Here is a 26,534-nt window from a genome sequence, read left to right on the forward strand (position 1 = left end):
CTTGCCCGCCCGAGGCAAGATATCGCCTCCGTTACTCGCCCGTTCGTGACGTGACGCCCTAGCCCGCAGCGGCTAGAATTTGTGATCGCACGAGGACGCGTGCTCAGGGACAATCATGCAAGCAATCAACGACCTTTCCGCCCGCATCGCCGGTTTCCGCCCTGCCATTAGGGCAGCCATGGACCGCGTGGTCGATAGCGGATGGGTAGTTCTCGGACCTGAGGTGCGTCGCTTCGAGAAGGCCTTCGCCGACTATCTCGCCGCCGACCACTGCATTGGCGTGGCCAACGGAACGGAGGCGATCGAAATCGCTCTACGCGCCCTCGGCGCGAAGAGCGGCGACCGCGTCGCCATGGCCGCCAATGCGGGCATGTACAGCCTGACCGCAGCCCAGACCCTCGGTGTCGAGCCCGTCTTCGTCGATGTTCACCCCGATGACCAGACCGTCACTTTCGAGGGTGTGGCCCGCGGCGTTGACGCAGGCGTTAAGGGCGTCATCGTCACCCATCTGTTTGGCCTCGCCGTCGCTGAAATCGCCGCCATCGCCGCATTCTGCCGCTCGCGTGGCGTTTTTCTGGTCGAAGATTGCGCACAGTCCCACGGAGCGATCGTCGATGGTGTCCGGGTCGGTACATTTGGCGATGCGTCCAGCTTCAGCTTCTATCCCACCAAGAACCTCGGCGCGCTGGGCGACGGCGGTGCTGTCGTGACGTCGGACGACAACGTGGCGCAGACGCTGCGCAGGCTACGTCAGTACGGCTGGACGTCGAAGTACACCGTCGAACTCGGCGGCGCGCGCAACAGTCGCCTCGACGAGATCCAGGCGGCGATCCTGCTCGCCTTCCTTCCCGAACTGGACGCCATGAATAGTCGCCGCCGCGCGATTGCCGAGCGTTACGTCGCTGGCATTTCCCATACCGACGTCGCCCTTCCCCCGCTTCGCGGCGACGCGTACGTGGCCCACCTGTTTGTGGTGCGCAGTGCGAAGCGTGACAGCCTGCGGGAACATCTCCTCGCCCAGGGCGTTCAGTCGGATGTGCACTACCCCATTCCGGACCATCGCCAACCGGTTGCGCGCGGCGCGTACGCCTCGGTATCGCTTCCCAATACCGAAGCCCTCGCCACCTCCATCCTCACGCTGCCTTGCTACCCCGAGATGACTAATGAGGCCGTCGATCGTGTCATCGCCGCAGTAAATGGCTGGCGCCCGTGAAGTACTCGGTTGTCGTCCCGGTTTATCGGAACGAAGAGAGCATTCCCCGACTCGTCGCGGCGCTCGACGACATGAATCGGGCGATGGGTGGCAACTTTGAAGCCGTATTGGTCGTGGACGGAAGCCCCGACCGATCCTTTGAACTCTTGCGCGAGCATATCCGCGCCCTCGATTTTTCGGTCACGTTGATCGCCCACTCGCGCAATTTCGGCTCGTTCCCAGCGATACGCACTGGGCTGGCAGAGGCTACCGGGCATTATTTCGGGGTCATGGCCGCGGATCTCCAGGAACCGCCCGAGCTGGTGGTCGAGTTCTTCCGAGCGCTGGAAGCGGATGAGTGCGATGTCGCACTGGGCACGCGTGTTGGCCGGAAGAACGATCCGACCCTGTCTCGCCTGGCGTCCTCCGCCTTCTGGAGTATTTATCGTCGCCTCATCGTGCGCGATATGCCTGAGGGCGGCGTGGATGTCTTCGGCTGCAATCGCCAGTTCCGCGACCAGTTGCTGCAACTTGAAGAGTCGAGATCTTCCCTCGTCGCACTGATCTTCTGGCTCGGCTTCCGGCGAACGATGGTCGGCTACGAACGCCAGTTGCGCATTGAAGGCAAGTCAGCGTGGACGTTCAGGCGCAAGCTCGACTACATGATGGACAGCATTTTCGCGTTCACTGACTTTCCGATCCGCCTACTCATCCGCCTTGGTGCCGCCGGTGCCGTCTTGTCGGCGCTGGCCTCCGTGGTCATCCTCATCGCGCGGTTCGTCGGCTTCATCCAGGTACCTGGCTACGTTCCGACCATGCTTTCCGTGCTCTTCTTCGGCACGTTGAACCTGTTCGGTCTCGGCCTCGTTGGCACGTACGCGTGGCGAGGCTACGAGAACAGCAAGCGTCGTCCGCTGGCTATCGTCGCTAATCGACTGCACCACGTCCCAGGAACTCCCCATGACTGACCACGCCATGATCCACCCTACCGCCGATGTGCAAAGCAAGACGATCGGCGCCGGAACGCGTCTGTGGCAGTTCGTGGTGGTTCTCGAGGGCGCGAGCATCGGCAAGGAAGGGAACATCTGCTCGCACTGCTTCATCGAGAACGATGTTGTGGTCGGCGACCGGGTGACGGTGAAATGCGGTGTGCAGCTCTGGGACGGGCTACGCATCGAGGACGATGTCTTCATCGGCCCGAACGTTACTTTTACGAACGATCGCTTCCCCCGGTCGCGCGTGCACCCGGGCGCCTTCCTCCAGACTCGCGTATGTCGCGGCGCCTCCATTGGCGGAAATGCAACCATCCTTCCCGGGATCACGATCGGTGCAGGCGCCATGGTCGGCGCAGGAGCGGTGGTGACGAAGTCAGTGCCCCCATTCGCCATCGTCGTTGGCTCACCGGCCCGCATTACCGGCTACGTCGACTCAGTGGGATCGAATGATTTCCAGGCAACCGCGTCGAGCGTCACTGCCAGCCATGGCCCGTCCGTTCAGACAACCGACGTACAAGGCGTCACCGTTCATCGCTTCCGGATGGTCAGAGACATGCGCGGCGACCTGTCGGCGGGAGAATTCCCTAAGGACATCCCTTTCCTCCCGCATCGTTACTTTCTCGTTTTTGGGGTGCCAAGCGAGAAGACCCGTGGCGCCCATGCGCATCATGCCTGCCACCAGTTTCTCATCTGCGTGAAGGGCGGTTGCTCGGTGGTGGCGGACGATGGACGAAACCGTCGTGAGGTGCGCCTGGACTCGCCTGATCTGGGTATATACCTGCCGCCGATGACTTGGGGCATCCAGTACAAGTACTCACCCGACGCGGTCCTGCTCGTATTCGCATCGGACGCTTACGATGCGAACGATTACATACGCGATTATGGCGAATTCATGAAGCTCGCTGGCGCCGCGACCTCCGGCGCATGATCGCTCGCCTCGGCGAGCGCGGCCGCCGCTGGATCGTGTTCCTGATTGGAGGCGGGCTGAACACTGCCCTCACCTGGGGCTTGTACTTGCTGCTGGCGCTCGCCTTACCTTACCAGGCCGCATACCTAGTCACCTACGTGCTCGGCATCGCCTTCTCGTACGTTTTCAATGCGCGATTCGTCTTTGGCGCACCACTGTCATGGCGCGCGGCAATGGCCTATCCGTCGGTATATGTCGTGCAATATGTGGCGGGAGCCATGCTGCTTAGTGCGTTGGTAGAGTATTTCAGACTTCCGAAGGCATACGCGCCGCTTATTGTCACCGTCGTGATGATCCCGGCGACTTACGTCATGAGCAAGCTGGTACTGGCATGGGCCCAGCGACGTTCCCCGCCGGGAGATGGAAACCGCGGCTGAACATCGGCTTCCGCCAATGGGCCGAAGACCCTGCTTCGATTGTGCTTGACCTAATGGGTCATGGCACGACGGGCGCCTTCGCCAAGGTGAAACCGGACATCTGCACCTTGACGAGAGCATCGTCCGGAACCGCCCCCCCCGTGATCGACAAGACCCAGGTCTTGCCTGCCGGAAGCGATTTCCATGCGTACGACTCGCTACCGGGCTGCACTTGAAAGACGGCACCGGCGCTATCGATGTTAAACAGAACACGGAAACCCTCGGCAGGGTCGCCGCAGACCACCACAATCTGGTCCAACTCTGCCCTCGGAACATATTGACGGGCAAATTGACCTGCCTTTTCGTAGACGGTCCTGTCGCGATGCTGCGCCAGTTCCCGATTGACCATCAAGCCCGATCCGAGCACGGAGAGCGGCAATGCCAGATAGAGGAAGGCCCGGGACGCCACTCGTGGCGCGAAAGGCCACGCCGCGGCGCTGAGGACCATGAGGCAGGCGACAAGACGGAACAACCTTCGGTTCGCGACCAAGCCGTCAAACCATGGCCCATCGAGTACCCCTGGACGAAATCCGTTGAAGCGATGGGCGAATATCCAGGCTAGTGCAGCGACTAGACTTGCCGCCAGGACGCCTCGCCATACTGGCGAACGGACGGACGCATTTTGGCTCGTGAGGCCCGCGCCAACGATCATTAGCAGCGGCAATGCAAAATCGTAATATCGCTGGTGGAGACGAATAACTTCGTTAGGATCTGTAATGGCCAGGGAGCCGGTGAACAGCGCCACCACGCACAACAGGCAGCCAAGGACGAGCACCGAATAAACTGCCGTGCGATTCCTGTCGGTTCGCTCGTCGGGCTGGAACAGCCCCTGGGCTGCTAGCCCAGCCGTCGCCGCGACAGCGAGTCCGAGAGCCAACACAATGGATAGGACGTGCCCACCCAAGCTAACTCCGGCATACGCGCCCATGGCGACATAGTGCTGGAGGCCGTTGGCCGTATTGTTGGCGACACCCGAGTAAAAGTTACCAAACAAGGTCACCCCAACCTTGCCGACTAGCAGATAACCAATCGCAAACTTCGTACCGATGGTCGCCACGGTCAATATCGCGACCGCGACTCCGGCGCGCACCGCTTGCAGGCGGTTCCAGCGAAAATGAACATATGCGGCGAACACGCACAAGGGCGGAAGCAAGAACAGGGCATGCGGCTTGATCATGGCCATCAAACCCACGCCGCACCCCAGCAGGGCCCATCGCCAGGCGCTGGACGAATTCCGGAAGCCAAGCGCAAACCAAGATGCCACCCAGAACGCGAAGAAGTACATGGCCTCCGGCATGAAGTAGACGGTATAGCTGTTCAATGGGCCTGCGAGGGCGAGAAACGTGACCCACACCGATGCAAATGGGGTCGCGACGCGCCGCGCGGAGAGGTAAATGAATGGCGCCGACCCGATGAAGAAGGCAACGTTCATCCCTCTTACGCAATCGAGGAAACCTTCGCCGCAGACGAGACTCGCCTTGAAGACAAAGAAATAGACGTAGTCCGGAAGCATCGCGGATGCCATCGGAACAAGGCGCGTATACATGCTGTAGAACTGTTCGTCGGCAAAAACGAACGGCACCACTCCGCCGTTGCGAAGCATAAGCGCGGCGCTGAAAATTAAAGATGCCAGCCAAGCCAGTGACACCATCCGGCGGCGAGACGGTTCTTCGATATTCAGCATTTCTTCCCCTTATCTCGATTGCCGATATGGCGACAATCACTCAACCCGGACGCGAGGATCTTCGCGATGCGGGCAATTTATCCTGTAATGATACCCAATGGTTTCGTCAAAAGCGGCGAATCCAGTAACGATGCTGCCCCGCCCCAGCCGGTCAGGTAACCAGCGAAAGGCTCAACGCCGCGCCGCAACCATTTCATCCGGCTAAGCGGTATGGCCATATCCACCAGTCGTCGAGCATAGTTCTCCGCAGAGAACATGCCGCTCGCCCAGTTCCGGGCACGATCCCCCATATCGCGACCAGCCCCAGGCTCTTCACATAGTCGCTCCAACGCCGCGCGGATCTGTTCTTCCTCGTCTTGAGGATCGATCTTGATGACGCAGTCATCGGGCAGTTCGCTGTAGAACGCGGTGTCGGTGACGAGGATAGCCTTTCCGTGCAGCATGGCTTCCACCGCCGACGCCGACGCTGACTCAAGGCTTGGCCAACGCAGGCAGCTCACTATGTCAGCATCCGCGAAGGCATCAGACAACACGTCGTCCTCGACTTCGCCCACCACGACGAGCCGCACATCCAGGGTTCGTGCCAGTGAGGTGAGGGAAAGCAGCACCTGCGGTTCCACCAGGCCCACGACGCGATAGGTGATACGCGAGCGCAGCATCTCACTGGACCCAATGGCGCGCAGTACGCTGTCAATGCGTTTGTTTGCATTGACGTGGCCGACGGTCAACAGAGCGACCTCATCGACAGCTTTGGATACGTGGTGACCGCCTGGGTGCTCGCCGGGGCAGATGTCGTAAGCGAGCGGTATCGTCCAGACGGGTCCGGCACATGCATTCAGAACACGCCCGACGCCCCAGCTGCTATGAGTGATCACGGCCGTCGCACGCGAGCAGATCCACTCGGTCATCGGCATGGCATCGGATGTCAGTTCGAGGAACCGGGCAGACCTCGCATGGTTGAAGAAGGCTTCGCCAGCCTCGGCACCGTACCAATGAACAAGGATTGCCCGCGCATCCTCAGGGCGCGTCTGCGCCCAGTGGAAAAACAGGTGCCCGAGGTAGAAGTCATGCAGGCTGACGACACACGCAGCGTAATCGAGCCACTCGAGATTCCCGACGTGAAACTCATAATTGTTACCAATCTGGTGAACAACGAGATCCGCCCCCGAAAGAGCTTCCTCGACCGCGGATCTTTCCGTCCAGGAAACGAGCGGCACGCCAAAATCGTGGGTCGACTTGGAATGGAACTGTTCGGCCTCGGCGCGAACCACGGTGACGAGATGCCCGGAAGCATTCAGCGAGCGCGACACCATGGCAGCCATGCGACCAATGGCAGACGCGCTGAGCGCAGGCGTGATAAGTACGATCTTCATCGAAGGAGAGCCTCTACGGTGCTCGGCCACGTGACGTCAAAGCTCCGCCAAAGATCGCGAGCTGCCCCGCCGTAACGTGCTGCAGTGGCAGCATCGGCGGTGGCTGTGCTCATGGCCTCGGCCAGCCCCTTCGCGGTCGGTTCGCTTACCCAGCCCGTTTCACGATGCTTCGCCAGCCCCAGGATCCCACCGCTATCCGTTGTAGATATGATCGCCTTTCCTGCGGTCGCCGCTTCCATTGCAACGTAGCCCAGGGAATCTTCGTCGAACGGCAGGTACGCTACGGCGCGCGCGCCTCGCACGTAGCCCGCGTAGGTCTCGCGAGGGAGGAAACGAATATCGAGCGTCAGGCGATCGGCTACGCCGTGGCGTTCAGCGAGCTGATACAACTTCGTCGCCGCTGCAGTCGTGTCAGCAGGACCCGCAACGAGGAGTCGGACGTTCGCGGACGCATGCACGAGCGCCTCAATCAGGAGGTGCTGACGTTTGAGGTCGTTGATACGGCCGCCCGCGAAGATATAGTCGCCAAGTGTGGCGCCTTCGAACGCATCTGGATCATTAATCGGCGGAAGCAACACGGTCGCATCGAATCCGTTGTAATCCGCGAGCCGTTTTCGCGTCACTTCGGAGTTGGTGAATATCCCACGCGCCTCGCTAAACGTCTCCCGATCCGCGCCGCGAATGAGATCACGCAACGCGTCGCCCTCGGCGTCGGCCGAAATATTTGTCTGGCCCGCGTCGTACAAGTCGTAAGCCTGTCGATACTGGTGCAACAGCCATAACGTCTTATGAGGATGACGAACGAGATAGGCCGGGAACTTCAGGGCTATGACGCGATCGACGTTGTGCAACTCGAAAGCTCTTGCCATCAGCATCTGGGTGGTAATGCCAGCGGCAGGCTCCCATTGAAAAGGTATACGCAGTATTTCTGACTGGTGCCCCGCGATGACAAGGTTGCGTGCCAGATGCACGGCGAGTTCTTCTGCACCGCCCCATACGAAGGGAGCCATATTGTTGACGACGAGGATCTTCATGCAAGAAGTCGCTCCAATATGTGTGCCCAGGAAATGCCCAGCTCACTGATACGGGCATTTGCCGCCCTTCCCTGACGGGCCGCCGTTTCGCGATCTTCAAAAAGCGCATCGAAGACAGCAGCGATTTCGCTCGCCCTCGGCTCGACAACTGCGCCCTCGACACCGTCGCGAATGAATTCAAGCACCCCACCAGAGTCGCGAGTGGTGATAGCTGGACGCGACGCATGCGCTCCCTCGATCACCGGGTAACCGTACGAATCCTCGTCGAAAGGAACGTAGGCAACGGCCAGAGCGTTCTCGAGCGCATCGATCTTCTCATCTTCGCTGATCCATCGGTTCTCGATAGTCACCCTGTCTCCAAGACCGTGATTGGCAACCACTCTGCGCAGGTCGTCCACGTACCCTGGGTCGCTGGTAGCGCCATATAAGGCAAGCTTGACGTTTGTTTTCGACAACTTCATTGCATCAAGGAGCAAATGCTGGCGCTTGTGGCTCTCGATGCGGCAGACGGATACCACGGTGTCGCCGGGCTGGCCACTCCTGAAACGCTCCGGCTGGAACATCGGCGGATACAGCACTTCCGCCCTGACGCCATTGAACCGGTGCAGGCGCTCAGCCACGACCTTCGAATTGGCGAAAATTGCTTTGGCTTCATTCAATGCGTGGGTGTCCGTGGCGTGCAGCACGTCACGCAACGCTCGATGTTCGATGTCGTCAGGGAAACCCCGATAGGCGCTGTCCCACATGTCGTAGAAAACGCGCAGGTGATGAATGAACCAGACGATTTTGTGGGGGTGTTGGATCAGATGAGACTGCGGCCGGAAACAAATCACCCGATCGGCCGCCCGCAGGTCGACCCACCGGTAGGCCGCCATTTGCGGTACGAGTTTCTCCGGGCTATCGACTTCCGGTAACCACACACGCTCGACCTCGTGGCCCGCCGTTGTCAGCGTAGCGGCGAGCCAATCCACGATGTTGCGATAACCGCCATCGATGAATGGTACGAATGACGAGCAGAGCGCGATTTTCATCCGACCGCCAATGCTGCCTTTAAGCCTGCCGCGACGCGAAGCACGTCGTCCCTGGAAAGGTCCTGGTGAGTGGGCAGATTGATACCGCGCTGTGCCCAGCTGTCAGCAACCGGGTACGACGTGTCTTCTTTGTAGGGCGGCAACACATGCATCGGATAGAAGACCGGACGCGTTTCGATACCTGCCTCATCGAGCGAGCGCATGATCGCATCGCGTCGATTCTCGTCGCCCTCTCGCACGAAGATGTTGTACATCCAGAAGACCTGGTCGGCCCACGGCGCCTCATCAGGCAGTACGAGACTCTCGGCAAGTGGGGCTAGCGCCTCGTTGTACCAACCCGCGAGGCGCGCGCGGTCCGCGATAGCAACTTCCACGGTTTCCATCTGGGCCAGACCGATCGCCGCCTGGATATTGGTCATGCGATAGTTGTAGCCGATCACCGGAAACCAGTAACGGCGCTTCGGATCCATGCCCTGGCCGCGGTAGAGACGCAGCTTGGCCGCGAGCTCATCGTCGTCGGTGGTGATCATGCCGCCTTCGCCGGTGGTCACGATCTTGTTACCGAAGAAACTGAATGTCGCGCATGTGCCGAGACCACCGACCCGCTTACCCTGGTAGCGCGCACCATGTGCTTCAGCCGCGTCTTCAACTACCCAGAGTCCGTGCTTCTTCGCGATCGCGTTGACCGGGCCCATCTCTGCCGGATGGCCGTACAGGTGCACAGGGATGATGCCGCGAGTCTTCGGCGTGATGACGGCCTCGAGCTTCGTCGGGTCGATGTTCATCGTACCTTCGCAGACATCGACGAGCACCGGAGTTGCGCCGCAGTAACGAACGGCATTCGCGGTGGCGATATACGTCACCGTCGGGACGATCACTTCGTCACCTGGCTGAAGGTCGAGGGCAACAAGGGCGAGGTGCAAGGCCGTGGTACCGTTATTGGCGGCAATGGCGTGCTTGACCCCGCAGAAGGCCGCAAAGCTTTCTTCGAACGCGCCGATGTACTTGCCGTTCGACGAGATCCAGTTCGTGTCAAGGCAATCGAGCACGTATTCACGCTCCCGACCGTTAAGCTTTGGCTGCGCCACAGAAATCCGATTCATACGTGCCTCGTCAAATATGTCGCTTGATGATCCGGGCCGGCACGCCAACGGCGGTCACGCCCGGTTCGATATCTGAAATTACGACGCTTCCCGCGCCAAGAGTGACTCCGGCGCCGATGACGCGTTCAGGAACGACCTTCGTCCCAATGCCGAGGAAGGCACACTCTCCCACCGAGACGTTGCCTGCCAAAGCGCATTGAGGTGCAAGGTGTACACCGGCGGCGATCACGCAATCGTGATCGACGGTCGTACCGGTGTTCACAATAACGGCGTCGGCAATCGTCGCCTCTGCGTTGATGACAACACCGGCCATGATCGCGACACCCTTGCCAATGGCCGCGCTGGGCGAGATGCACGCGAGCGGGCTGACGGCATTCACCAGCACGTAGCCCAGCCCCTGGACGGTCGCAGACAGCCGCTGGCGCAGCCGGTTGGAGCCGAGTGCCACGAATGCGCGGCTGAACCCACTCTCGCGCAGGAGCGCCAGGTGGTGGTCGCCCTGCAATACGGGCACACCCAGGCAAGAGCTCGCTGAGTCGTCCCCGCCTACGCACCAAGCCACGCTCTCGCCCATCGCGCGAAGCAGCTCGATGCAAACTTTCGCGTGGCCGCCAGCCCCGACTACTACGATTCCATCAGTCATAGGAACTCATGAGTTATCCCACCCCAATAACCCACACATAACGTCAAGCCTGACGACGACGCATGTATAGATTTACTGATACTTCCAAGGCCAGTTCGGCCGGTGTTCGCGTGCTAAGGACGCCAGTACGCGGGTCGATCACTTGGTAATCAAATCCCAGGACCGTGAATTGAGCCAACCAACGCTCGACGGAATCACCCGTGCGCGCAAGGTGTGCCGGGCCAAACTCAACGATCAAGGAAACGTTCGGGTTTGCGGAAAGCAGCTTGCCTGCACCGTGGATGACATCTAGCTCGGCACCTTCGGCATCTATCTTGATTACGTCGACACGCTCGTTATGCCCGATGACGTCATCAAGCGTGACGAGCTGAACAGTAACTTCGCCCGTTTCGCCGGGCAACGGGAACAGAGAGTGGTGCCCGCTGGTCCTGCCGAGGAACAGTGTCGTTTCGCCTGCTTTGGACGAAACGGCGGCACCGTGGAGTTCGCATATGGCGTCCAGGCCGTTCATCCAGATCGTCTCACGCAACAACGACATGGTACGCGGAAAGGGTTCGAAGGCCACGACCCGGCCGTGCCCCCGCAAGGCGCGTCCCGCAGCGACGGTGTGCATGCCGATGTTAGCGCCAACGTCGACGAACGTCATGCCCGGCTGCACGATACTTTCGATGAGCAAGCGCGTACCCGATTCTAGCTCACCGGCCTCGAGCAGCTCGGCCAAAAGGGCGACATCGCGGCCGTCGCAATTGACGTACCCCACTGCTGTGCGAACCAGTACGGCATTGTCGCCTGTCGGCACAGCAATGCGTGAGGCGCCCTTCAGGGCGTACGCCTCAATCCTGTCGAGCCGCGCATATTCCCTTTCAAGTCGAGCATGCGTCCTGTCGAACCGTGCATCTTCCCTGCTAGCTCGCGCTTTTTCGTGCCCACTCAATTCCGACTGCAATGACGCAACGCGTTCAGCTGCAAGGGCGAGGTCGCGGACTAGTTTATCTCTCGACGCAACGATCTCCTGAAGTACGGAAACGGTCTGCTTCAATTGCTCCTGATGAGCCCAGGTCTGCGTGTTGATGACGTCGTCGCGAAGCGCCGCCCGCACCGCATTAACCTCGTCGAGCAGCGGCTGAACCAGGAATCCGCGAACACGATGGATTGGGCCGCGCGCAAACGGTCTTGCCATGCGCCATACGCCCCGCGCGACCCGGCGCAAAACCGACTTGACGCCTCCCTTCCACGTCCGAAGAGGGGCTGCGAGCGGCTCGACCGCAACCGGAGCTTCCGTGGATGAGGGGTCGGCGATGGCGACGTCGACGGCGCCATTACCTCGACGCCCCACCTGGCGAAATGCCATTCCCAGATCACTGTCCGTTCGATGAAGATTTTCCATTTTCTTTCCTCAGAATCCAAAATAGGCCTGACAGACCTCGGCGGGATCGCCATCCATGCGGATTTTGCCGTGTTCAAGCCACACCACGCGATTGCAGGTATGCAGGATCAATTCTCGCGAGTGACTCGCAATGACGAGGATATGAGTCGACTGAACAACGTCGCTCATGCGCGCCTCGGCTTTGTGCTTGAAACTCTCGTCGCCCACGGAGAGCCATTCGTCCATGAGGAGGATTTCAGGACGGACCACCGTAGATACCGCGAAGGCGAGGCGCATGTGCATGCCAGTCGAATACGTGCGCACAGGCATGTCGACGAAATCGCCCAGCTCGGAGAACTCGATAATCTCCTCGAGCTGGCTCGCCACCTGCTCGCGGCTCATGCCTAGAAGCGCACCGCGGATGAAGATGTTCTCGCGCCCCGTAGCTTCATGATCGATGCCGAGCGAAATATCGAGCAGCGAACCCAGGACACCGTCGACGCGAGCCGTGCCACTGGATGGCTCGTACACGCCACTGAGCAGGCGCAGGAGCGTGCTCTTTCCAGCACCGTTGTGGCCGAGAAGGCCCACACGGTCGCCATCGCTGAAGCTGAAGGTCAGACCCTCGAGAGCCCGTACGATAACTCGCCCTTGCGGATCCTGGCCCAGCTGGCCGCCGGTGGCCACGCTCATCAGCCGCTTCTTAAGGGAGCGACCGCTGGCGTTGTAGATCGGGAAATCGACCGAGACGTTATTGAATTCGATGGAAGCCATTGCCTTTTACCTCAGAGCCAATAGGCAATGCGGCGCTTGTAGCGACCGTAGAGAAGAATGGCGAAGACCCAACCGGCGACAGCCAGGCCTCCGGAGACATACCAGTCGAGCGCGGTGGGCATATCGCCCAGGAGGGGCGAACGCACGACAGAGAGCACGTGATAGACAGGGTTGAGATCGAGCAGGTACATGCCGGCGCGCTGAGGCAGGTGTCCAGGCATCCACATGATCGGCGTCAGGTAAAAAACCACTTGCAGTGCGCTGCCAACGATCTGCGGGAGGTCGCGATAACGCGCGCACAGCACGGCGAGCAGGAGTGCCACCCAGGTAAGGTTGATCGCGGCAAGGACAAAACCGGGAATGCAAAGTAACGCCTCCCAGCCGATGCCACGGCCTACGGCCAGGAAGACCAACGGCAGGATGACGATGTTGTGCAACAGGATGAGGATGTTGCGCCAGATCATCCGGAGGATATGGACGAACAACGGAATGGGCAGCTGCTTGATGATGCTCTCTGCCGAGATGAACCCGGTGCAACCTTCCATCACCACGGAAGAAAAGAACGCCCAAAGAATCATGCCCGCAGCCAGGAATGGCAGGAACTCGTGCATCGGTGTCTTGAAAATCTGCCCGAACACGATACCGATCGTGCCGATCATCACGCCCATGCTTATCGTCAGCCAGAACGGCCCCAAGGCCGAACGTCGATAACGCTGCCGGACATCCTGCCAGCCAAGCATGCGGATGAGCGAGCCACGCCGCATGGCAGCGGTGACGTCGCGTATGGCGATCATGGATGAGCGGAGAGGCATATCGTTTTCTACCGAAATCGTGCAGGTGGGGCTAGGCGAAGCGGAACTGTTCCGGCCGGCTCTTAGCTTTCGTACATCCAGCGCAGGGTGCTGCCGATGTCGTATCGGGGAGGAGGCCCGACGAGCGCGTCCAGCCGGCTGCGGTCGCCGTGCAGATGACAGATCTCGTTAGCCCGGACGAAGGCCGGGTTTACCCTGACCTCGATGTCGCGGCCAGCGATATCCGTCATAAGACCGATGATCTGGCGCACCGATGTTTCCCGCCCGGAACAGACGTTGTACACCTGGCCGGGTGCTGCCTTGTTCAACAGCCCAACGTAAATATCGACCACGGCACGGACATCATTGAAATCACGCCAGACATCGATGTTGCCCAACTCGATCACCGCCTCGCCCCGTTTGAAGTGGGCGACGATCTTGGGAAGCAGGAAATTGTCATCCTGGCCGACCCCGGTGTAGTTGAATGGGCGCACCATGACGATGGGCAGGCGGGTAGCCCACAGCGAAGCCATGTGCTCCATCGCGACCTTGCTCACCGCATAGTCATTCTGCGGGTGGAACGGTGCATCCTCACGTATCGCACCTTCCCGGTCCCCATAGACGTTGGCGCTGCTCGCCAGGAGAACCCTCTGTGGCTTCTTTTCCAAACGCGACAGCGCGTCGAGCAGGTTTCGCGTACCTACGACGTTGACGTTGTAGATAGCCGCGGCATCGCCATGGGCTACAAAGGAAATGGCGGCAAGATGAACGACGTAGTCAGGCTCCAGACGAGCAATCGACTCGGCAACGGCGGCTCGATCGGTAATGTCGATCGCTTCGGTAACCGACGACGCGTCGGTTCCCCATCCATGCACGCGATAGCCGGCGGCCTCGAGGGCCGCCTTCATGTACCTGCCGGTGAACCCCTGGGCTCCCGTCAGCAATACGACCGGACTCGTCATCTCAGAACGACGCGTCGCGCTCGTTACGAGCGAGGTCGGCCTTGACCATCATCGCGCACAGCTCTTCGAGCGTCGTTTTCGGCGCCCAGCCGAGTTTTTCCTTCGCCTTCGCGGCGCTGCCGATCAGCAGATCGACCTCGGCCGGGCGATGGAACTTCGGGTTCACACGGAGAACGGTCTTGCCCGTGGCCTTGTCCTTGGCGATCTCGCTTTCGTCCTTGCCCGAGAACTCCAGTTCGACACCGATCGCCTTGAACGCCATGCTGACGAAGTCACGTACGGTTTCTGTGCGGTTGGTGGCGAGCACGTAGGTGTCGGATTCTTCGACCTGAAGCATGCGCCACATGCCCTCGACGTACTCCTTGGCGAAGCCCCAGTCACGCTTGGCATCCAGGTTGCCGAGTTCGAGGCAATCGAGCTTGCCGAGCTTGATCTTGGCTACGGCGTCGGTGATTTTGCGAGTGACGAATTCGCGACCGCGCAGTGGACTCTCGTGATTGAATAGGATACCACTGGACGCGAACATGCCGTAGCTCTCACGGTAGTTCACCGTGATCCAGTGCGCGTACAACTTGGCGACGCCGTAAGGGCTCCGCGGCCAGAACGGAGTCGATTCGGTCTGGGGAATAGCCTGCACCTTGCCGAACATCTCCGACGTGGATGCCTGGTAGAAGCGGATCTTCTTGTCGATGATGCGAATGGCTTCCAGCACGTGCAGTGCGCCGACGCCGGTGATCATGGCCGTCGTGGCCGGCTGATCGAAGCTGACGCCGACGAAGCTCTGGGCCGCCAGATTGTAGATTTCGTCCGGACGCACGCGGTCGACAAGGTTGATCGTCGAGCCCTGGTCCGTGAGGTCGTGCTCGACAAGGTGAAGATCGGGGTGGTTCTGGATGCCCAGATCCTCGATGCGCCAGAAATTGACTGAGCTGGTCCGGCGGAACGTGCCGTAGACCTCGTACCCCTTCTCGAGCAGCAGCTCTGCGAGATACGCGCCATCCTGGCCGCTGATTCCGGTGACGATTGCCTTCTTCTTCATGTCAAACGATTCCTGCTCTGTTGTCCTGGCGCCGACGGGCCCGCGTCGGCTGTGTACGTACGATGGGTCGGTTCAGGGGGCGCCGGGCGCCGGTTCCGCAGCCTTCCGTCGTGCGGAGAGATTTACAAGGGTATTGTAAAGGCGCCTCCCGAGATAGGAATACCGGTGCGCAGAGCGCCAGCGGGCGGCGGTCTGCTCGACGCTCCGGCGCGCCTCGCCGCCCTTCCGGGCGTCAGCGACCAGGGCAGCGATACCGCTGGCGAGCTCCCGCGGCGAAACGCCGGGCAGGCGGTGCACCGCCCCCCCAACATCGTCGAAGATGGAAATCGGCGTAACCGCCACCGGCCGCCCTGCCGCCAGGCCGTAGCGGACCGCGGCGCTTGAGGACTCGCCCGTCCCCTGGTACGGGAACACGATCAGGTCGGCCTCACCGAGCCGCGCAAGCGAGTCAGCATCGTCGAGGTAGTCGGTAACCATGGTGACGCGCCCCGCCAGCCCACGCTCGGCGACGATGGCGCGGGTCCGCGCGATCATGTCCCGCGATTCGCCTACGTGGTACTCAGCGTTGATCATGCGTAGCTCGACATCCACGCCGTCCGCAACCAGCAAAGCCATGGCCTCAACGAGCTCGGGTAGACCCTTATGGGGAAGGAAGAAGCCGTAAGAAGCGATGACGAAACGCGACGCGGGAGAGGATGGACGGGTCGCGGCCGCCTCCGGGGTGTCGACGATGCCGTGCGGAAAGATCGCCACGTTATCGACGAGGCCCAGATCCTTCAGCCGATTGAGGTCGGCGACGCCGTGGACCAGCACGCGGTCGCATACGGCCAGCGCATCGGCGAGCATGGAGAGCTTGCGGTCTGGCACGTGAGGTGGATCCTGCGTCGCGTGCATCATCACCACGACTGCCCTGCCCGCGTCATGCTGGCTAAGGAGGAAGTCCGCGAGCGGACCGAATTCGAAAAAGCCGTACTGGAACTGCACGACGACGGTGTCGATGCCCTCGGCGTCGATTGCGTCACGCAACAGCTCAAGTGTGTCCGGCAGTTCCGACTGCCAGGAACGCACCACCTCCGGCCCGTCAGCGGCAGTCTGCTGGGCGGTGTGGGCGGCGAACACGACCACTTCACCCGGGACATTCCGGACCAGATGGTCGGAATAGCTCGCGATGCCGCAACGCTTGTTCCATGTCGTAACCCAACCGACGCGCGGCGGTCGGTTACGGGAACCGGCCATCAGACCGCGTGCAAAACCATCAACCCGCCGCGCCACGGATGCCCAGGTGAAATCCGAGCGCAGTAGCGCGCGAGCCGCCTCGACCTTCCGGGCGCGCTCGACCGGGCTAAGGTCATGCACGTGGCGCATGAGCGAGCCCAGTTCAGCTTGATCAGGCTCTGCCCACACGGAATGGAATACGCCGAAATGGGTGGTCGCTTCCTCGAAGCGGTAATCCACCAACCAGGCGGTGTCGGGATTGCAAAAATCCAGCTGCCCGCCCCAGGCGGTCGTGATGACGCCAAGGCCGGAAATCATCGCTTCGGCCATCGGTAGCCCGAAGCCCTCGGCGCGACTCGGGGCGACCAGCACGTCGCAGGCCTCGTACAAGGCTTTCAGACGCACTTCGTCGAGGTCATCCTCGATGATGTGGACCCGCGGAAAATCACGCCGACTGCCCTTCGCCTCCGCGAGCCAGCGGTGGATCTCGTTGTGCGGATTGACGAATGTCTTGATCACCAGGCACACGTCGTCGTTCGCGGTGAACGCATCGCCGTAGGCGCGAAGCATCACGTCCGCGCCCTTGCGCGGGAAGCACGAAGAGACGTGCAGGAACCGGAATCCGGATGGCGGAAGCGCCGGGGCCTCGGCAGCCTGGATGCGATCCCAGTGATCGACACCCGCGTCGCTCACTGACAGCGGTACGCGAACGCCCGCGTCGATAAGAATCTTCTCGACGTGCCGGGACAGTGCCGAGATACCTTGTAGATGGTCGTTGAACGCGTCCGCCCACTCCCACGGAAAACCCGATTCTTCCCATGCATATGCGTGCAGGAGATTGAAGCGTGCCCGCATGTCTTCAACACGCGGTGGATAGAGCAGGCGGCTGGCGACATCCGCCTCGCCGTGCGGCAAGGACCGCTCCCGATCATGGAGCCGGGACACATCCGGACGCGTGGCGAGGAATGCCTCCGAAGCGGGGAAGTCGCCCGGGCCTTCGGTCGAATGCAGGGCCACGTCGTCACCGAGGGCGGAGAGTGCCAGGGCAAGTTCGCGATTGACGAGCGCCAGGCTGTAGCTGCTGTCGAAGGGGCCCTCGACGCGCCAGGAAAGTGCATCCACGGGGCCCTGGGCCACGCGCATGGCGTCGATCGCATCGTCTCGATTCACGGAGATACCCGCCGCCGCCTCCACTAACTCGGTGCGCATCGGGGGCGAGCCTGGCTGGTGGATCGAAGCGACGGCTTGTACCAGTGAACGGTGGCCCGTCTCGATGTCAGCCATCACCGTGGACCATGTGCGGCCGGCAGAGCGTTGTCGATCATGCCTTGCCTCGAAGGCTTCGATAGCCTTGCGCGCACTGGCGTCCCAGGAGAACTTCGCGGATTGCACGGCGGCGTGGGCACGCAACGAATCGGCGAACGCTTCATCCGTAAGGACCTGCGTGATCCGCTCGGCGATGGACGCCGCAGAGGTGGGATCGAACAGTGCATCGCTGCGGCCGATCACCTCGGGAATACTGGTCGTGGACGAACCGATCGTCGCCACGCCGCAACACATCGCTTCGAGGGCGGGCAAGCCGAAGCCCTCGTGAAGCGACGGGAATACATAGAGTTTCGCCTGGCTGTACAGGGCAACGAGGTCGACGTCGTCGATGTAGCCAGTAAATCGCAGGTTTGCTGAAATTCCGTGCTTTCTGGCGATGCGCATGAGGCGCTCCTGCTCGACTGCAGGCACCTTGCCGGCGATGAGCAGGAGATGCCCTGCAAGCAGGTCAGGCGAAAGTTGTCCGAATGCCGCGATCAGCCCCTCGACATTCTTGCGGGAGTCCATCGCGCCGCTGTACATGACGAACGGTTTGGAGAGGTCGAAGCGCACGGCGAAACGTGCCCTTTCGTCCGTGCCCAGAGCGACGCGCCTGAAGGCGCCGGACGCTGCAGAGGAAATATTTACCACGTTGCCAGGCGTGAGGCCGGCAACGTCGATGCCTTCCTGCCGCGCATGCTCGGAGATCGCCAGCAAGAGTGAGGCGCGCTTGAGCGATTCGACCTTCGACATGTACCACTCGCGCGCCCAGGTCGCGTTGAGGTACTCAGGATTCAGCAAGGGGATGAGGTCGTATAGGGTCACCGCCGTCGGTGCACCGTCGCGTAGGCGCGCGATGGACGTGACAGCATTATCTGCGGAGCCTTCGAAAAGACTCGACACATGAACCATATCGGGGCGCAGGTCGCGCAGGTACGCCTCACGCATGTATTCACTGGCTTCTCTGCGCCAGGGGGTGGAGGGGTCGCGCCAGGATAGGGGGCCCAGGATTTCGAAACGGCGCAGACGATGGGCTGGAACGAGCTCACCGAAATCCGCGTCGATGGCATCCGCAGTCGCACCCAGTGACTGGTTGGCAACCACCCACACCTCGTGGGGTCCAGCCTGGCGCACGATGGCCTGGGCCAGAGCCGTGGAATAGCGCCCGATGCCGCGATGGCGGCTCTCGGTCTGGGCGCCCTGCATGTCCAGCACGATGCGCATTACGATTGACGTTCCTTGATAGCAGTCATCAGCTCATCCAGTACTCGCGCACTCTTGGGCGACAGCGAACCGTTCGCGAGGTGCGAGACGTTACGCTGCCTGTCGGCGAAAGCACCCATGTGCGGCGCCTGGCCCGCGCGTACCGCGAAGCGTTGAAGGCGCAGCAGCAAGCCCGGAAAGCGAGACAACAAGCGCATGATGGGACGCTTCACTGCGGGACGCCCCAGGGCAAAACGTATGACACGGACCAGTGGGCCGCGAACCACGCGCCTGGGCGACGACAGCAAACGGCTCACCACACGACGGCATTCACGCAGGGGCGCGGTAATTCTCCACGACAAGCTCGCATATACCCCCTCAAGTTCAGCGCGAACAGCTTGCCCTGATGCAATGGCACGAGCCGCATCGCGACGGGCCTCGGCAAGGGTGGCGGCGAACTTGTTTCGTTCAGTGGTTGCGCGCGCAACGGCGGCACGAAGCTCGGCCACCGTCGCTTCGTTGTCGACCGGCCCGGTCATCGAGCCACGAGGGCGCGGGCGAGTTCGGCGCGCAGATCTTCCACATCCTCCACACCCACCGACAGGCGAATCAGCCCATCGCTGATCCCCAGCCGCTTGCGCGTGGCAGGCGGAATCGAAGCGTGCGTCATGATTCCCGGATGCTCGATAAGGCTCTCGACGCCACCCAGCGACTCGGCCAGCGCGAAGAGCTCGCAGCGCTCGAGCATCTTGCGGGCAGCGCGAATGCCGCCCTTAACCTCGGCCGAAATGATTCCGCCAAAACCGTCCATCTGCCGACGCGCAAGCGCGTGCTGCGGGTGCGACTTCAGGCCTGGATAAATGACTTTCTCGATGGCCGGGTGCTTCTCGAGCCAGCGAGCGATATCCAGCGCGGATGCGCAGTGCGCCTGCATGCGCAGGTGCAGGGTCTTCAGGCCTCGCATGGCCAGGAAGGAATCGAACGGGCCGGCGACCGCACCCACTGAGTTCTGCAGGAAGCCCATTCGCTCGGCCATCTCGTCAGTGGCAGCGACAACGATGCCGCCGACCATGTCGGAGTGGCCATTGAGGTACTTGGTGGCCGAGTGCAGTACCAGGTCCGCGCCGTATTCGATCGGGCGCTGGAGCATGGGGGAGCAGAAAGTATTGTCGACGACGAGGATCAGGCCGTGCTTCTTCGCGAAGGCGGAGAGCTTGGCCAGGTCGACCAATTTCAGCATGGGATTGGTCGGCGTTTCCGCCCAGATCATCTTCGTGTTTGGCTTCAGCGCGGCCTTAAGGGCCGCCGTGTCGTTGAGGTCGATGAAGGTGAAGTCCAGCCCGGCGGAGCGGCGGCGAACGCGCTCGAACAACCGGTAGGTACCACCGTAGAGGTCATCCATGGCAATGACGTGATCGCCCGAATCGAGCAAGTCCAGCACCGTCGAGGCGCCGCCCAGGCCGGAGCCAAAGGCGAAACCGGCAACGCCGCCCTCGAGGTCGGCCACGCAGCGCTCGTACGCCATGCGGGTCGGGTTCTGGGTACGCGAGTACTCATAACCCTGATGCTTGCCGGGGCTGGACTGGACATAGGTCGAGGTCGCGTAGATCGGCGTCATGATCGCGCCCGTCGACGGATCGGGGTGCTGGCCGGCGTGGATCGCTCGGGTGCCCAGGCCCATCTGAGGCAATTTCTTCTTTACTTTCATTTGGATACCTGGATTCCTGGTCGCAACGACGCGCCACGGGCGCGACAAAGTAGCCCAGTTTAACGTTCTTGCGAAGCGTCTTCCTATGCTTTCTGAAGCGCCGTTCACCTCAATGAGGCATTGTGAAGAACTGCTAGCGAGAGCCACTGATGGGCCATAATGCGGGCCCGGCGCGCCCGCCGAGATACGTCGAGTATGCATGTCAGCCATCCTCATTACCGGCGGAGCCGGATTCATCGGTGGAAACTTCGTCCTACGCGCCGTCCGCGCCGGGCGTCGGGTCGTCAACCTGGACCAGTTGACCTATGCGGGCAACCGGTCGACTCTCGCCTCGATTGAGGAGCGCCCTGAACACCACTTCGTCCATGGCGACATCGGCGATCGCAACCTCGTCTCGCGCCTGCTTGAAGAGCATCGACCCCGGGCGATCGTTAACTTCGCTGCCGAGTCGCACGTCGACCGCTCGATCGACGGTCCCGCGGCGTTTGTCGAAACAAACGTGGTCGGAACCCTGGCGCTTCTCGAATGCGCGCGCGATCACTGGCGCCGCTTGCCTGCGGACCAGGCGGTCGATTTTCGGTTCCTGCACGTCTCCACCGATGAGGTCTATGGATCTCTTGGGGACAGTGGCAAGTTCACCGAGACCACCGCGTATGCCCCCAATTCCCCCTACTCCGCATCCAAAGCCGCCTCCGACCATCTGGTACGGGCATTCCAGCACACCTACGGGCTGCCGACGCTCACGACCAATTGTTCGAACAACTACGGTCCGTACCAGTTCCCCGAGAAGCTGATTCCGCTGGTGATCCAGAAGGCACTGGCTGGCGAGCCTTTGCCGGTCTATGGCGACGGCCTGAATGTCCGCGACTGGCTTTTCGTGGAAGATCATTGCGAAGCTATCGAAGCGGTTCTTGCAGGCGGACGTGTCGGCGAGACGTATAACGTCGGCGGCGATGCCGAGCAGACCAACATCGATGTGGTGCGCACCATCTGCCGCCTTCTCGACGAGCGCCGGCCGCGCGCGACACCTTATGAGTCCCAGATCCAATTCGTCCGTGACCGCCCGGGCCACGACCGCAGATACGCCATCGATGCTTCAAAGCTAAGCAGTGAACTTGGCTGGAAGCCCCGCCATGACTTCACGTCCGGCATGGCAGCCACGGTGGACTGGTACCTCGCCAACCAGTACTGGGTGGCGGGCATTCTCGACGGAAGCTATCGGATGGAGCGCCTCGGACAATGACACAGCGCAAGGGCATCATCCTGGCCGGCGGGTCCGGCACCCGGCTTTACCCGATCACACAGGCAATCAGCAAGCAGTTGCTGCCGGTTTACGACAAGCCAATGATCTACTACCCGCTGGCCACGCTCATGCTGGCGGGTATCCGCGAAATCCTGGTGATCAATACGCCGCACGAGCAGGACATGTTCAAGCGTCTGTTGGGCGACGGCTCCAAATGGGGTATCGACATACAGTATGCCGTCCAGCCGTCTCCCGATGGCCTCGCTCAAGCTTTCCTGATAGGTGATGCCTTCCTCGGCGGGGCGCCAAGCTGCCTGGTCCTGGGCGACAACATCTTTCACGGCGACGGACTGACGGACCGTATGCGCCGTGCCGATGGGCGCCAGGACGGTGCCACTGTATTCGGCTACTGGGTACGCGACCCGGAACGCTATGGCGTGGCGCAGATAGATCGAGCGGGCAAGGTGCTCGACATCGAGGAAAAACCGACCAAGCCCAAATCGAACTACGCCATTACAGGCATGTACTTCTACGATGAGTCGGCGTCCGATCGGGCGAAGACGCTCACGCCCTCCCATCGCGGCGAACTGGAGATCACCGACCTCAATCGCAGCTATCTCGCCGACGAAAAGCTCCATTTGGAGCAGCTCGGCCGCGGCTACGCATGGCTGGACACCGGGACGCACGAATCTCTGGTTGAAGCAGGCAACTATATCCAGACAATCGAGAACAGACAGGGACTCAAGGTGTCTTGCCCCGAAGAGATCGCCTTCATCAACGGGTGGATCACCGCAGCGGACCTCCTGGAACTCGCGCGCCCCATGTCCAAGGTCGGCTACGGGCAATATCTCATGCAGCTTGCGGAACAGCAGCCCGTTAAATGAAAGCTACCTCTACCTCCCTTCCCGGCGTTCTGATTCTCGACCCCGTCGTTCACGAAGACGACCGCGGGCTGTTCTTCGAAAGTTTCAATCGCGACACCTTTGCTGGTGTGGGGCTTGATCTCACCTTCGCTCAAAGCAACGTGTCGCGGTCACGGCGCGGCGTGCTGCGCGGCATGCATTACCAGTGGCCAAACCCACAGGGCAAGCTTATCAACGTACTCGAGGGAGAAGTGCTCGACGTCGCCGCCGACATTCGTCCCGACTCACCGACTTTCCGCCAGTGGATCGCAGTAAGTCTGACGGCGCAGAATCGCCGGCAGTTGTGGATTCCCGAGGGCTATGCCCACGGCTTCTGCACGGTGTCCGATTGGGCAACCATCAGCTATCAATGCACCGTGCCCTACGACCATGCGGCCGATGCATCCATTCGCTGGAACGATGCCGACCTCGCCATCGACTGGCCGGTGAGTGAACCGTTACTCTCGGCCAAGGACGAGCGCGCAGATTTCATGGCCGACATCCACCCGAACCGCCTGCCACGCCTGCTCCCGTGAAGATCCTTCTGCTCGGTGCAGACGGGCAACTGGGCCGCCGGCTCCGGCACACGCTGCAGGGCCAGGGTCAAGTAGTTACATCGTCCCGATCCGGCGGCGACCTTCCCTGCGATCTGGCCAATGGCAATGCCGTGCGCTCGCTCCTGGGCTCCGTACGTGCCGATGTCGTCGTGAACGCCTCGGCTTACACACAGGTGGATCGCGCCGAGCAAGATGCGGCAACCGCCATGCGCATCAACGCCGACGTGCCGGGCATCCTCGGCGACGACGCCGCCCGCCGTGGAGCAGCCGTCGTGCATTACTCCACCGATTACGTGTTTGACGGGCGTGCCCAAGTGCCCTACGTGGAAACCGATGCAACGGCACCGCTTGGCATTTACGGAGTCACCAAGCTCGAAGGCGAGTATCGCCTCAGCTCGAGTGGTTGCGATCATCTCGTGCTGCGTACGTCGTGGCTCTATGACCGCGACGGCCGGAACTTCCTAACGACGATGCTTAATCTTGCCGAGCGCCGTGAAGAAATCGGCGTTGTTGACGACCAGATAGGTACGCCGACGACGACCCGCTACGTCGCGGCCTCCACTGAGGCGATCCTTCAGTGTTGGCTGTCGATGCCACGGGATCGACGACGCGAGGTATCAGGCATCTACCACGTTACAGCGGCGGGTCGCACCAGTTGGGCAGGATTTGCGTCCGCCATCATGGAGGAAGCCATTGCGACGAAGCGGATCGATCGATCTCCATACATCCGCGCGATCACCACAGCGGAATACCCTACGCCTGCCCACCGTCCCGCGTGGTCGGTACTGGATACAGCGAAGGTCCGCAATCAATTCGGTGTGCTCTCGCAGGACTGGCGGGGCGAGCTTGAATACGAACTCTCCCCGCGGTCAGAGGGATAGTCGGGCCAATCAATGAACCGGCCGTATCCTCAGATCATTCAGGGCAAAGGAAAGACCATAATAGTCCGCTGCGACGGGTGCGTTGAACTCGACGGCATTACTCCCACCGCGAAGCGCATTTGCAGGAACGTCCGCCCTGAAATGCGTTGCATCAAGCCACGTCATGCTCAACGGCAAACCATTCACGCTTAAGGCGATTTTCTCCCTTATATCGGGTCGGGCCGCGTAAACGGCGTTGCCGGTGACCTCGTACGCTTGCCCACGAGGCCAGACATCCAGAAAAACGACCGCAACTTGGCTGGTTTTCCAGGCGGTGGCGGTGTTTTTGAACGGCCCCAGCTTCCATTCCGGCTCACGCCAGCCAACGCCGCGCACAGGCACTTCCATACTCCAATATCGTCCGAACGGACTATCCGCGCTGTCGCGATGCCCGCTATCGAGGAACATGCTGTTCCCCCATGGCTCGACGACGTCGTTGAGCACGCCAAGATAACGGTGGTACAACAGAGCGACCCCTGGCTCCCTCGGGGAGAGCCGTCGCGCGCGACCATCGGCATCCAGGGAGATCACAACTGCGTCATCTCTCGCCACCACCTGGTCGACTTGGTGCGCGTAGGGCGGCGCGCCCGGCCCACCCACCGCCTCGGGCCAACGCAGCCAGATGTTCGTGTCGTCTAACGCACAGGTACCTTTCCTGCCGATATCATCGGTACGTTCCCATTCCCACGTGTCTGTCCGACAAATCTCGACGGCGGCCATGCCATGCCCATAAAAGTATGTCAGCGCACTGTTGAGTTTCGCCCCACGTTGAAACATCCACGTCTGACCCATGGAGTTCGTTCCGTCGAGAACGACCAGTGTCTTGCCGACTGGCATCGGTCCCAGCGCATCGATGATGGCGCGCAAGTAACGGTCCTGCTGCATCGAAATACGCACATAGTGATGAAACTGGTAGAGCTGTGCACCAAGCCCTAGGGCCAACAAGAGGCTGGCCAAACCGGTTGCCAACAGTTTCGGACGAACCAGACCGATCAGGCCCACGACACCCATCCAGACCATAACGGCGCCCGGGGTGGCAAAAAGGAAGGTTCGCTGACTAATCATCTGATGTGACGGAGACATCAGGTAAGGCGAATATCCGAGAAGGGTCAGCGCCACGCCGGCGAGAAGGAACCGCACCATGCCCCAAGCGCGCTGCCTGAGGGTAGGGACAGGGCCTGCGCCGGGAGCATCCGTAAGAGCGGATCTGGTGCGACGTTCGCGCAGCTTCACCGCCAGAACAATCCCCACTAAGAGGACAACGGAGGCGGTCGCGAGATATACATACCCCGAGTATTCGCGCGCCGAGATGCGATAAGCGTCTACCCAGCCACTGAGCAGCCCGCGCATCGCGCCAATGCGAAAGAGATTGGGCAGCGACGTCAAGAAGACGCTGCTTCCGCCAAAAATATCGCTCTGGTAGCTCTCTGCCTGAGTGGATGCCCACCAGGCATACCCCAGGTACACCGCAAGACCACCGCACCAGGCAAGCCCGGGAAGCCAAAGACGGAGAGCCAGCCGGATCACTACCCAACCGTCACGTGCAAACAGGACTAGCCACGGCAACACGAAGAGAGGAAGTGTCGCCTCATACATGGCACAGGCTATGGCGAACAAGGCACCGGCTGCCACGCCACCGAGAAGTGAGGCGCGCCTGCACGTGAGGTCGTAAGAGGCCAGAAGTACGCAGGTAGCCAACAGTGCCAGTGATAGCGCAACGTTGATATGGAGTGCACGAAAGGCAAGCTGCATCGTATCCGCTGGATAAACGATGACCAGCGCACTCGCCACCAGTGCGAGCGCAAACCGACGCGTCGCGAACCAAACAAGGTACGCCGTTGCTGCACCTTTGGCCACGAGCGCCAGCATTAATTGAAGGTGCCAGAATAGAAAAGAATCGGAATCCAGGAAGTATCCAACAGCCTGCGGAAGTATTGTGAATGGACGAAGCGAATGCGCTGGCAACATGCCATGCGGCGTCGCCGCGAAGAAAAGGCGCACTCCGGCGAACAATCCGAGCACGTCCCATTCCTCGATGAGACCATGCAAGTGGAATCCAAACGGAAGCCAGATCAGGCACACGACAAGGCTTGGAATCAAGATAAAGGCTA

Annotated in this window: 23 protein-coding genes and 1 pseudogene; 9 read left to right on the forward strand and 15 right to left on the reverse strand. The window is 61.1% G+C overall.

The window, feature by feature from the left end; translation table 11 throughout:
- The first annotated feature begins 115 nt into the window (after window positions 1-115).
- The 5 genes and pseudogenes from ACVWWJ_RS19200 (at window position 116) to ACVWWJ_RS19220 (ending at window position 3,531) form a co-directional block, all read left to right on the forward strand.
- Window positions 116-1,213: a DegT/DnrJ/EryC1/StrS family aminotransferase gene (locus ACVWWJ_RS19200; RefSeq protein WP_456969095.1), complete on the forward strand. Its 1,098-nt coding sequence runs from the start codon at window positions 116-118 to the stop codon at window positions 1,211-1,213.
- The gene (locus ACVWWJ_RS19205; RefSeq protein WP_456969096.1) at window positions 1,210-2,160 is read left to right on the forward strand and encodes a glycosyltransferase family 2 protein; all 951 of its coding nucleotides are present in this window, start codon (window positions 1,210-1,212) and stop codon (window positions 2,158-2,160) included. The genes ACVWWJ_RS19200 and ACVWWJ_RS19205 overlap by 4 nt, the downstream gene beginning before the upstream one ends.
- A 7-nt stretch (window positions 2,161-2,167) precedes the next feature.
- Window positions 2,168-2,614 (forward strand): annotated as a pseudogene (locus ACVWWJ_RS19210) (acyltransferase); the annotation flags it as partial.
- A gap of 9 nt (window positions 2,615-2,623) precedes the next feature.
- Window positions 2,624-3,115: a sugar 3,4-ketoisomerase gene (locus ACVWWJ_RS19215; RefSeq protein WP_456969741.1), complete on the forward strand. Its 492-nt coding sequence runs from the start codon at window positions 2,624-2,626 to the stop codon at window positions 3,113-3,115.
- Window positions 3,112-3,531, forward strand: coding sequence for a GtrA family protein (locus ACVWWJ_RS19220; protein WP_456969097.1), 420 nt, complete (start codon window positions 3,112-3,114; stop codon window positions 3,529-3,531). Before ACVWWJ_RS19215 ends, ACVWWJ_RS19220 begins: the two co-directional genes overlap by 4 nt.
- A 58-nt stretch (window positions 3,532-3,589) precedes the next feature.
- On the opposite strand, the gene ACVWWJ_RS19225 is transcribed toward ACVWWJ_RS19220, so the two are convergent.
- The 14 genes from ACVWWJ_RS19225 to ACVWWJ_RS19290 all read right to left on the reverse strand — a co-directional run bounded on the left by ACVWWJ_RS19225 (window position 3,590) and on the right by ACVWWJ_RS19290 (window position 20,801).
- Window positions 3,590-5,254, reverse strand: coding sequence for an ArnT family glycosyltransferase (locus ACVWWJ_RS19225; RefSeq protein WP_456969099.1), 1,665 nt, complete (start codon window positions 5,252-5,254; stop codon window positions 3,590-3,592).
- 77 nt (window positions 5,255-5,331) lie between these two features.
- Window positions 5,332-6,627 carry a glycosyltransferase family 4 protein gene (locus ACVWWJ_RS19230; RefSeq protein WP_456969100.1) on the reverse strand — a complete coding sequence of 432 codons (1,296 nt, stop codon included), beginning with the start codon at window positions 6,625-6,627 and terminating at the stop codon, window positions 5,332-5,334.
- A complete protein-coding gene (locus tag ACVWWJ_RS19235; RefSeq protein WP_456969101.1) occupies window positions 6,624-7,661 on the reverse strand; it encodes a glycosyltransferase family 4 protein in 1,038 nt (345 codons plus the stop codon). The genes ACVWWJ_RS19230 and ACVWWJ_RS19235 overlap by 4 nt, the downstream gene beginning before the upstream one ends.
- Window positions 7,658-8,692: a glycosyltransferase family 4 protein gene (locus ACVWWJ_RS19240; protein ID WP_456969102.1), complete on the reverse strand. Its 1,035-nt coding sequence runs from the start codon at window positions 8,690-8,692 to the stop codon at window positions 7,658-7,660. The genes ACVWWJ_RS19235 and ACVWWJ_RS19240 overlap by 4 nt, the downstream gene beginning before the upstream one ends.
- Window positions 8,689-9,795, reverse strand: coding sequence for a DegT/DnrJ/EryC1/StrS family aminotransferase (locus tag ACVWWJ_RS19245; RefSeq protein WP_456969103.1), 1,107 nt, complete (start codon window positions 9,793-9,795; stop codon window positions 8,689-8,691). The genes ACVWWJ_RS19240 and ACVWWJ_RS19245 overlap by 4 nt, the downstream gene beginning before the upstream one ends.
- Window positions 9,796-9,805: 10 nt before the next feature.
- Window positions 9,806-10,438 carry an acetyltransferase gene (locus ACVWWJ_RS19250; protein ID WP_456969105.1) on the reverse strand — a complete coding sequence of 211 codons (633 nt, stop codon included), beginning with the start codon at window positions 10,436-10,438 and terminating at the stop codon, window positions 9,806-9,808.
- A gap of 43 nt (window positions 10,439-10,481) precedes the next feature.
- Window positions 10,482-11,825 carry an FkbM family methyltransferase gene (locus ACVWWJ_RS19255; RefSeq protein WP_456969106.1) on the reverse strand — a complete coding sequence of 448 codons (1,344 nt, stop codon included), beginning with the start codon at window positions 11,823-11,825 and terminating at the stop codon, window positions 10,482-10,484.
- A gap of 9 nt (window positions 11,826-11,834) precedes the next feature.
- Window positions 11,835-12,578, reverse strand: coding sequence for an ABC transporter ATP-binding protein (locus ACVWWJ_RS19260; RefSeq protein WP_456969107.1), 744 nt, complete (start codon window positions 12,576-12,578; stop codon window positions 11,835-11,837).
- A gap of 11 nt (window positions 12,579-12,589) precedes the next feature.
- Complete coding sequence (locus ACVWWJ_RS19265; RefSeq protein ID WP_456969108.1) at window positions 12,590-13,390, reverse strand: ABC transporter permease; 801 nt, start codon at window positions 13,388-13,390, stop codon at window positions 12,590-12,592.
- 62 nt (window positions 13,391-13,452) lie between these two features.
- Window positions 13,453-14,331, reverse strand: coding sequence for an NAD-dependent epimerase/dehydratase family protein (locus ACVWWJ_RS19270; protein WP_456969109.1), 879 nt, complete (start codon window positions 14,329-14,331; stop codon window positions 13,453-13,455).
- 1 nt (window position 14,332) lies between these two features.
- Window positions 14,333-15,370, reverse strand: a complete 1,038-nt coding sequence (gmd, locus tag ACVWWJ_RS19275) for a GDP-mannose 4,6-dehydratase (RefSeq protein ID WP_456969110.1) — start codon at window positions 15,368-15,370, stop codon at window positions 14,333-14,335.
- Window positions 15,371-15,442: 72 nt separating this feature from the next.
- Window positions 15,443-19,114 carry a glycosyltransferase gene (locus tag ACVWWJ_RS19280; protein ID WP_456969111.1) on the reverse strand — a complete coding sequence of 1,224 codons (3,672 nt, stop codon included), beginning with the start codon at window positions 19,112-19,114 and terminating at the stop codon, window positions 15,443-15,445.
- Window positions 19,114-19,632, reverse strand: a complete 519-nt coding sequence (locus ACVWWJ_RS19285) for a hypothetical protein (protein ID WP_456969112.1) — start codon at window positions 19,630-19,632, stop codon at window positions 19,114-19,116. Before ACVWWJ_RS19285 ends, ACVWWJ_RS19280 begins: the two co-directional genes overlap by 1 nt.
- A complete protein-coding gene (locus ACVWWJ_RS19290) occupies window positions 19,629-20,801 on the reverse strand; it encodes a trans-sulfuration enzyme family protein (protein ID WP_456969113.1) in 1,173 nt (390 codons plus the stop codon). Before ACVWWJ_RS19290 ends, ACVWWJ_RS19285 begins: the two co-directional genes overlap by 4 nt.
- Window positions 20,802-21,000: 199 nt before the next feature.
- On the opposite strand from ACVWWJ_RS19290, the gene rfbB reads away from it, so the two are divergent.
- The 4 genes from rfbB to rfbD are packed head-to-tail and all read left to right on the forward strand — an operon-like array spanning window position 21,001 to window position 24,384.
- Window positions 21,001-22,044 carry a dTDP-glucose 4,6-dehydratase gene (rfbB, locus tag ACVWWJ_RS19295; RefSeq protein ID WP_456969114.1) on the forward strand — a complete coding sequence of 348 codons (1,044 nt, stop codon included), beginning with the start codon at window positions 21,001-21,003 and terminating at the stop codon, window positions 22,042-22,044.
- Window positions 22,041-22,928: a glucose-1-phosphate thymidylyltransferase RfbA gene (gene rfbA, locus ACVWWJ_RS19300; RefSeq protein WP_456969116.1), complete on the forward strand. Its 888-nt coding sequence runs from the start codon at window positions 22,041-22,043 to the stop codon at window positions 22,926-22,928. The genes rfbB and rfbA overlap by 4 nt, the downstream gene beginning before the upstream one ends.
- A complete protein-coding gene (gene rfbC, locus ACVWWJ_RS19305; RefSeq protein WP_456969117.1) occupies window positions 22,925-23,482 on the forward strand; it encodes a dTDP-4-dehydrorhamnose 3,5-epimerase in 558 nt (185 codons plus the stop codon). The genes rfbA and rfbC overlap by 4 nt, the downstream gene beginning before the upstream one ends.
- The gene (rfbD, locus tag ACVWWJ_RS19310; RefSeq protein ID WP_456969118.1) at window positions 23,479-24,384 is read left to right on the forward strand and encodes a dTDP-4-dehydrorhamnose reductase; all 906 of its coding nucleotides are present in this window, start codon (window positions 23,479-23,481) and stop codon (window positions 24,382-24,384) included. The genes rfbC and rfbD overlap by 4 nt, the downstream gene beginning before the upstream one ends.
- A 9-nt stretch (window positions 24,385-24,393) precedes the next feature.
- On the opposite strand, the gene ACVWWJ_RS19315 is transcribed toward rfbD, so the two are convergent.
- Window positions 24,394-26,472, reverse strand: coding sequence for a hypothetical protein (locus tag ACVWWJ_RS19315; RefSeq protein ID WP_456969119.1), 2,079 nt, complete (start codon window positions 26,470-26,472; stop codon window positions 24,394-24,396).
- Between the last annotated feature and the right edge of the window lie 62 nt (window positions 26,473-26,534).

Source organism: Luteibacter sp. HA06 (assembly GCF_054061215.1).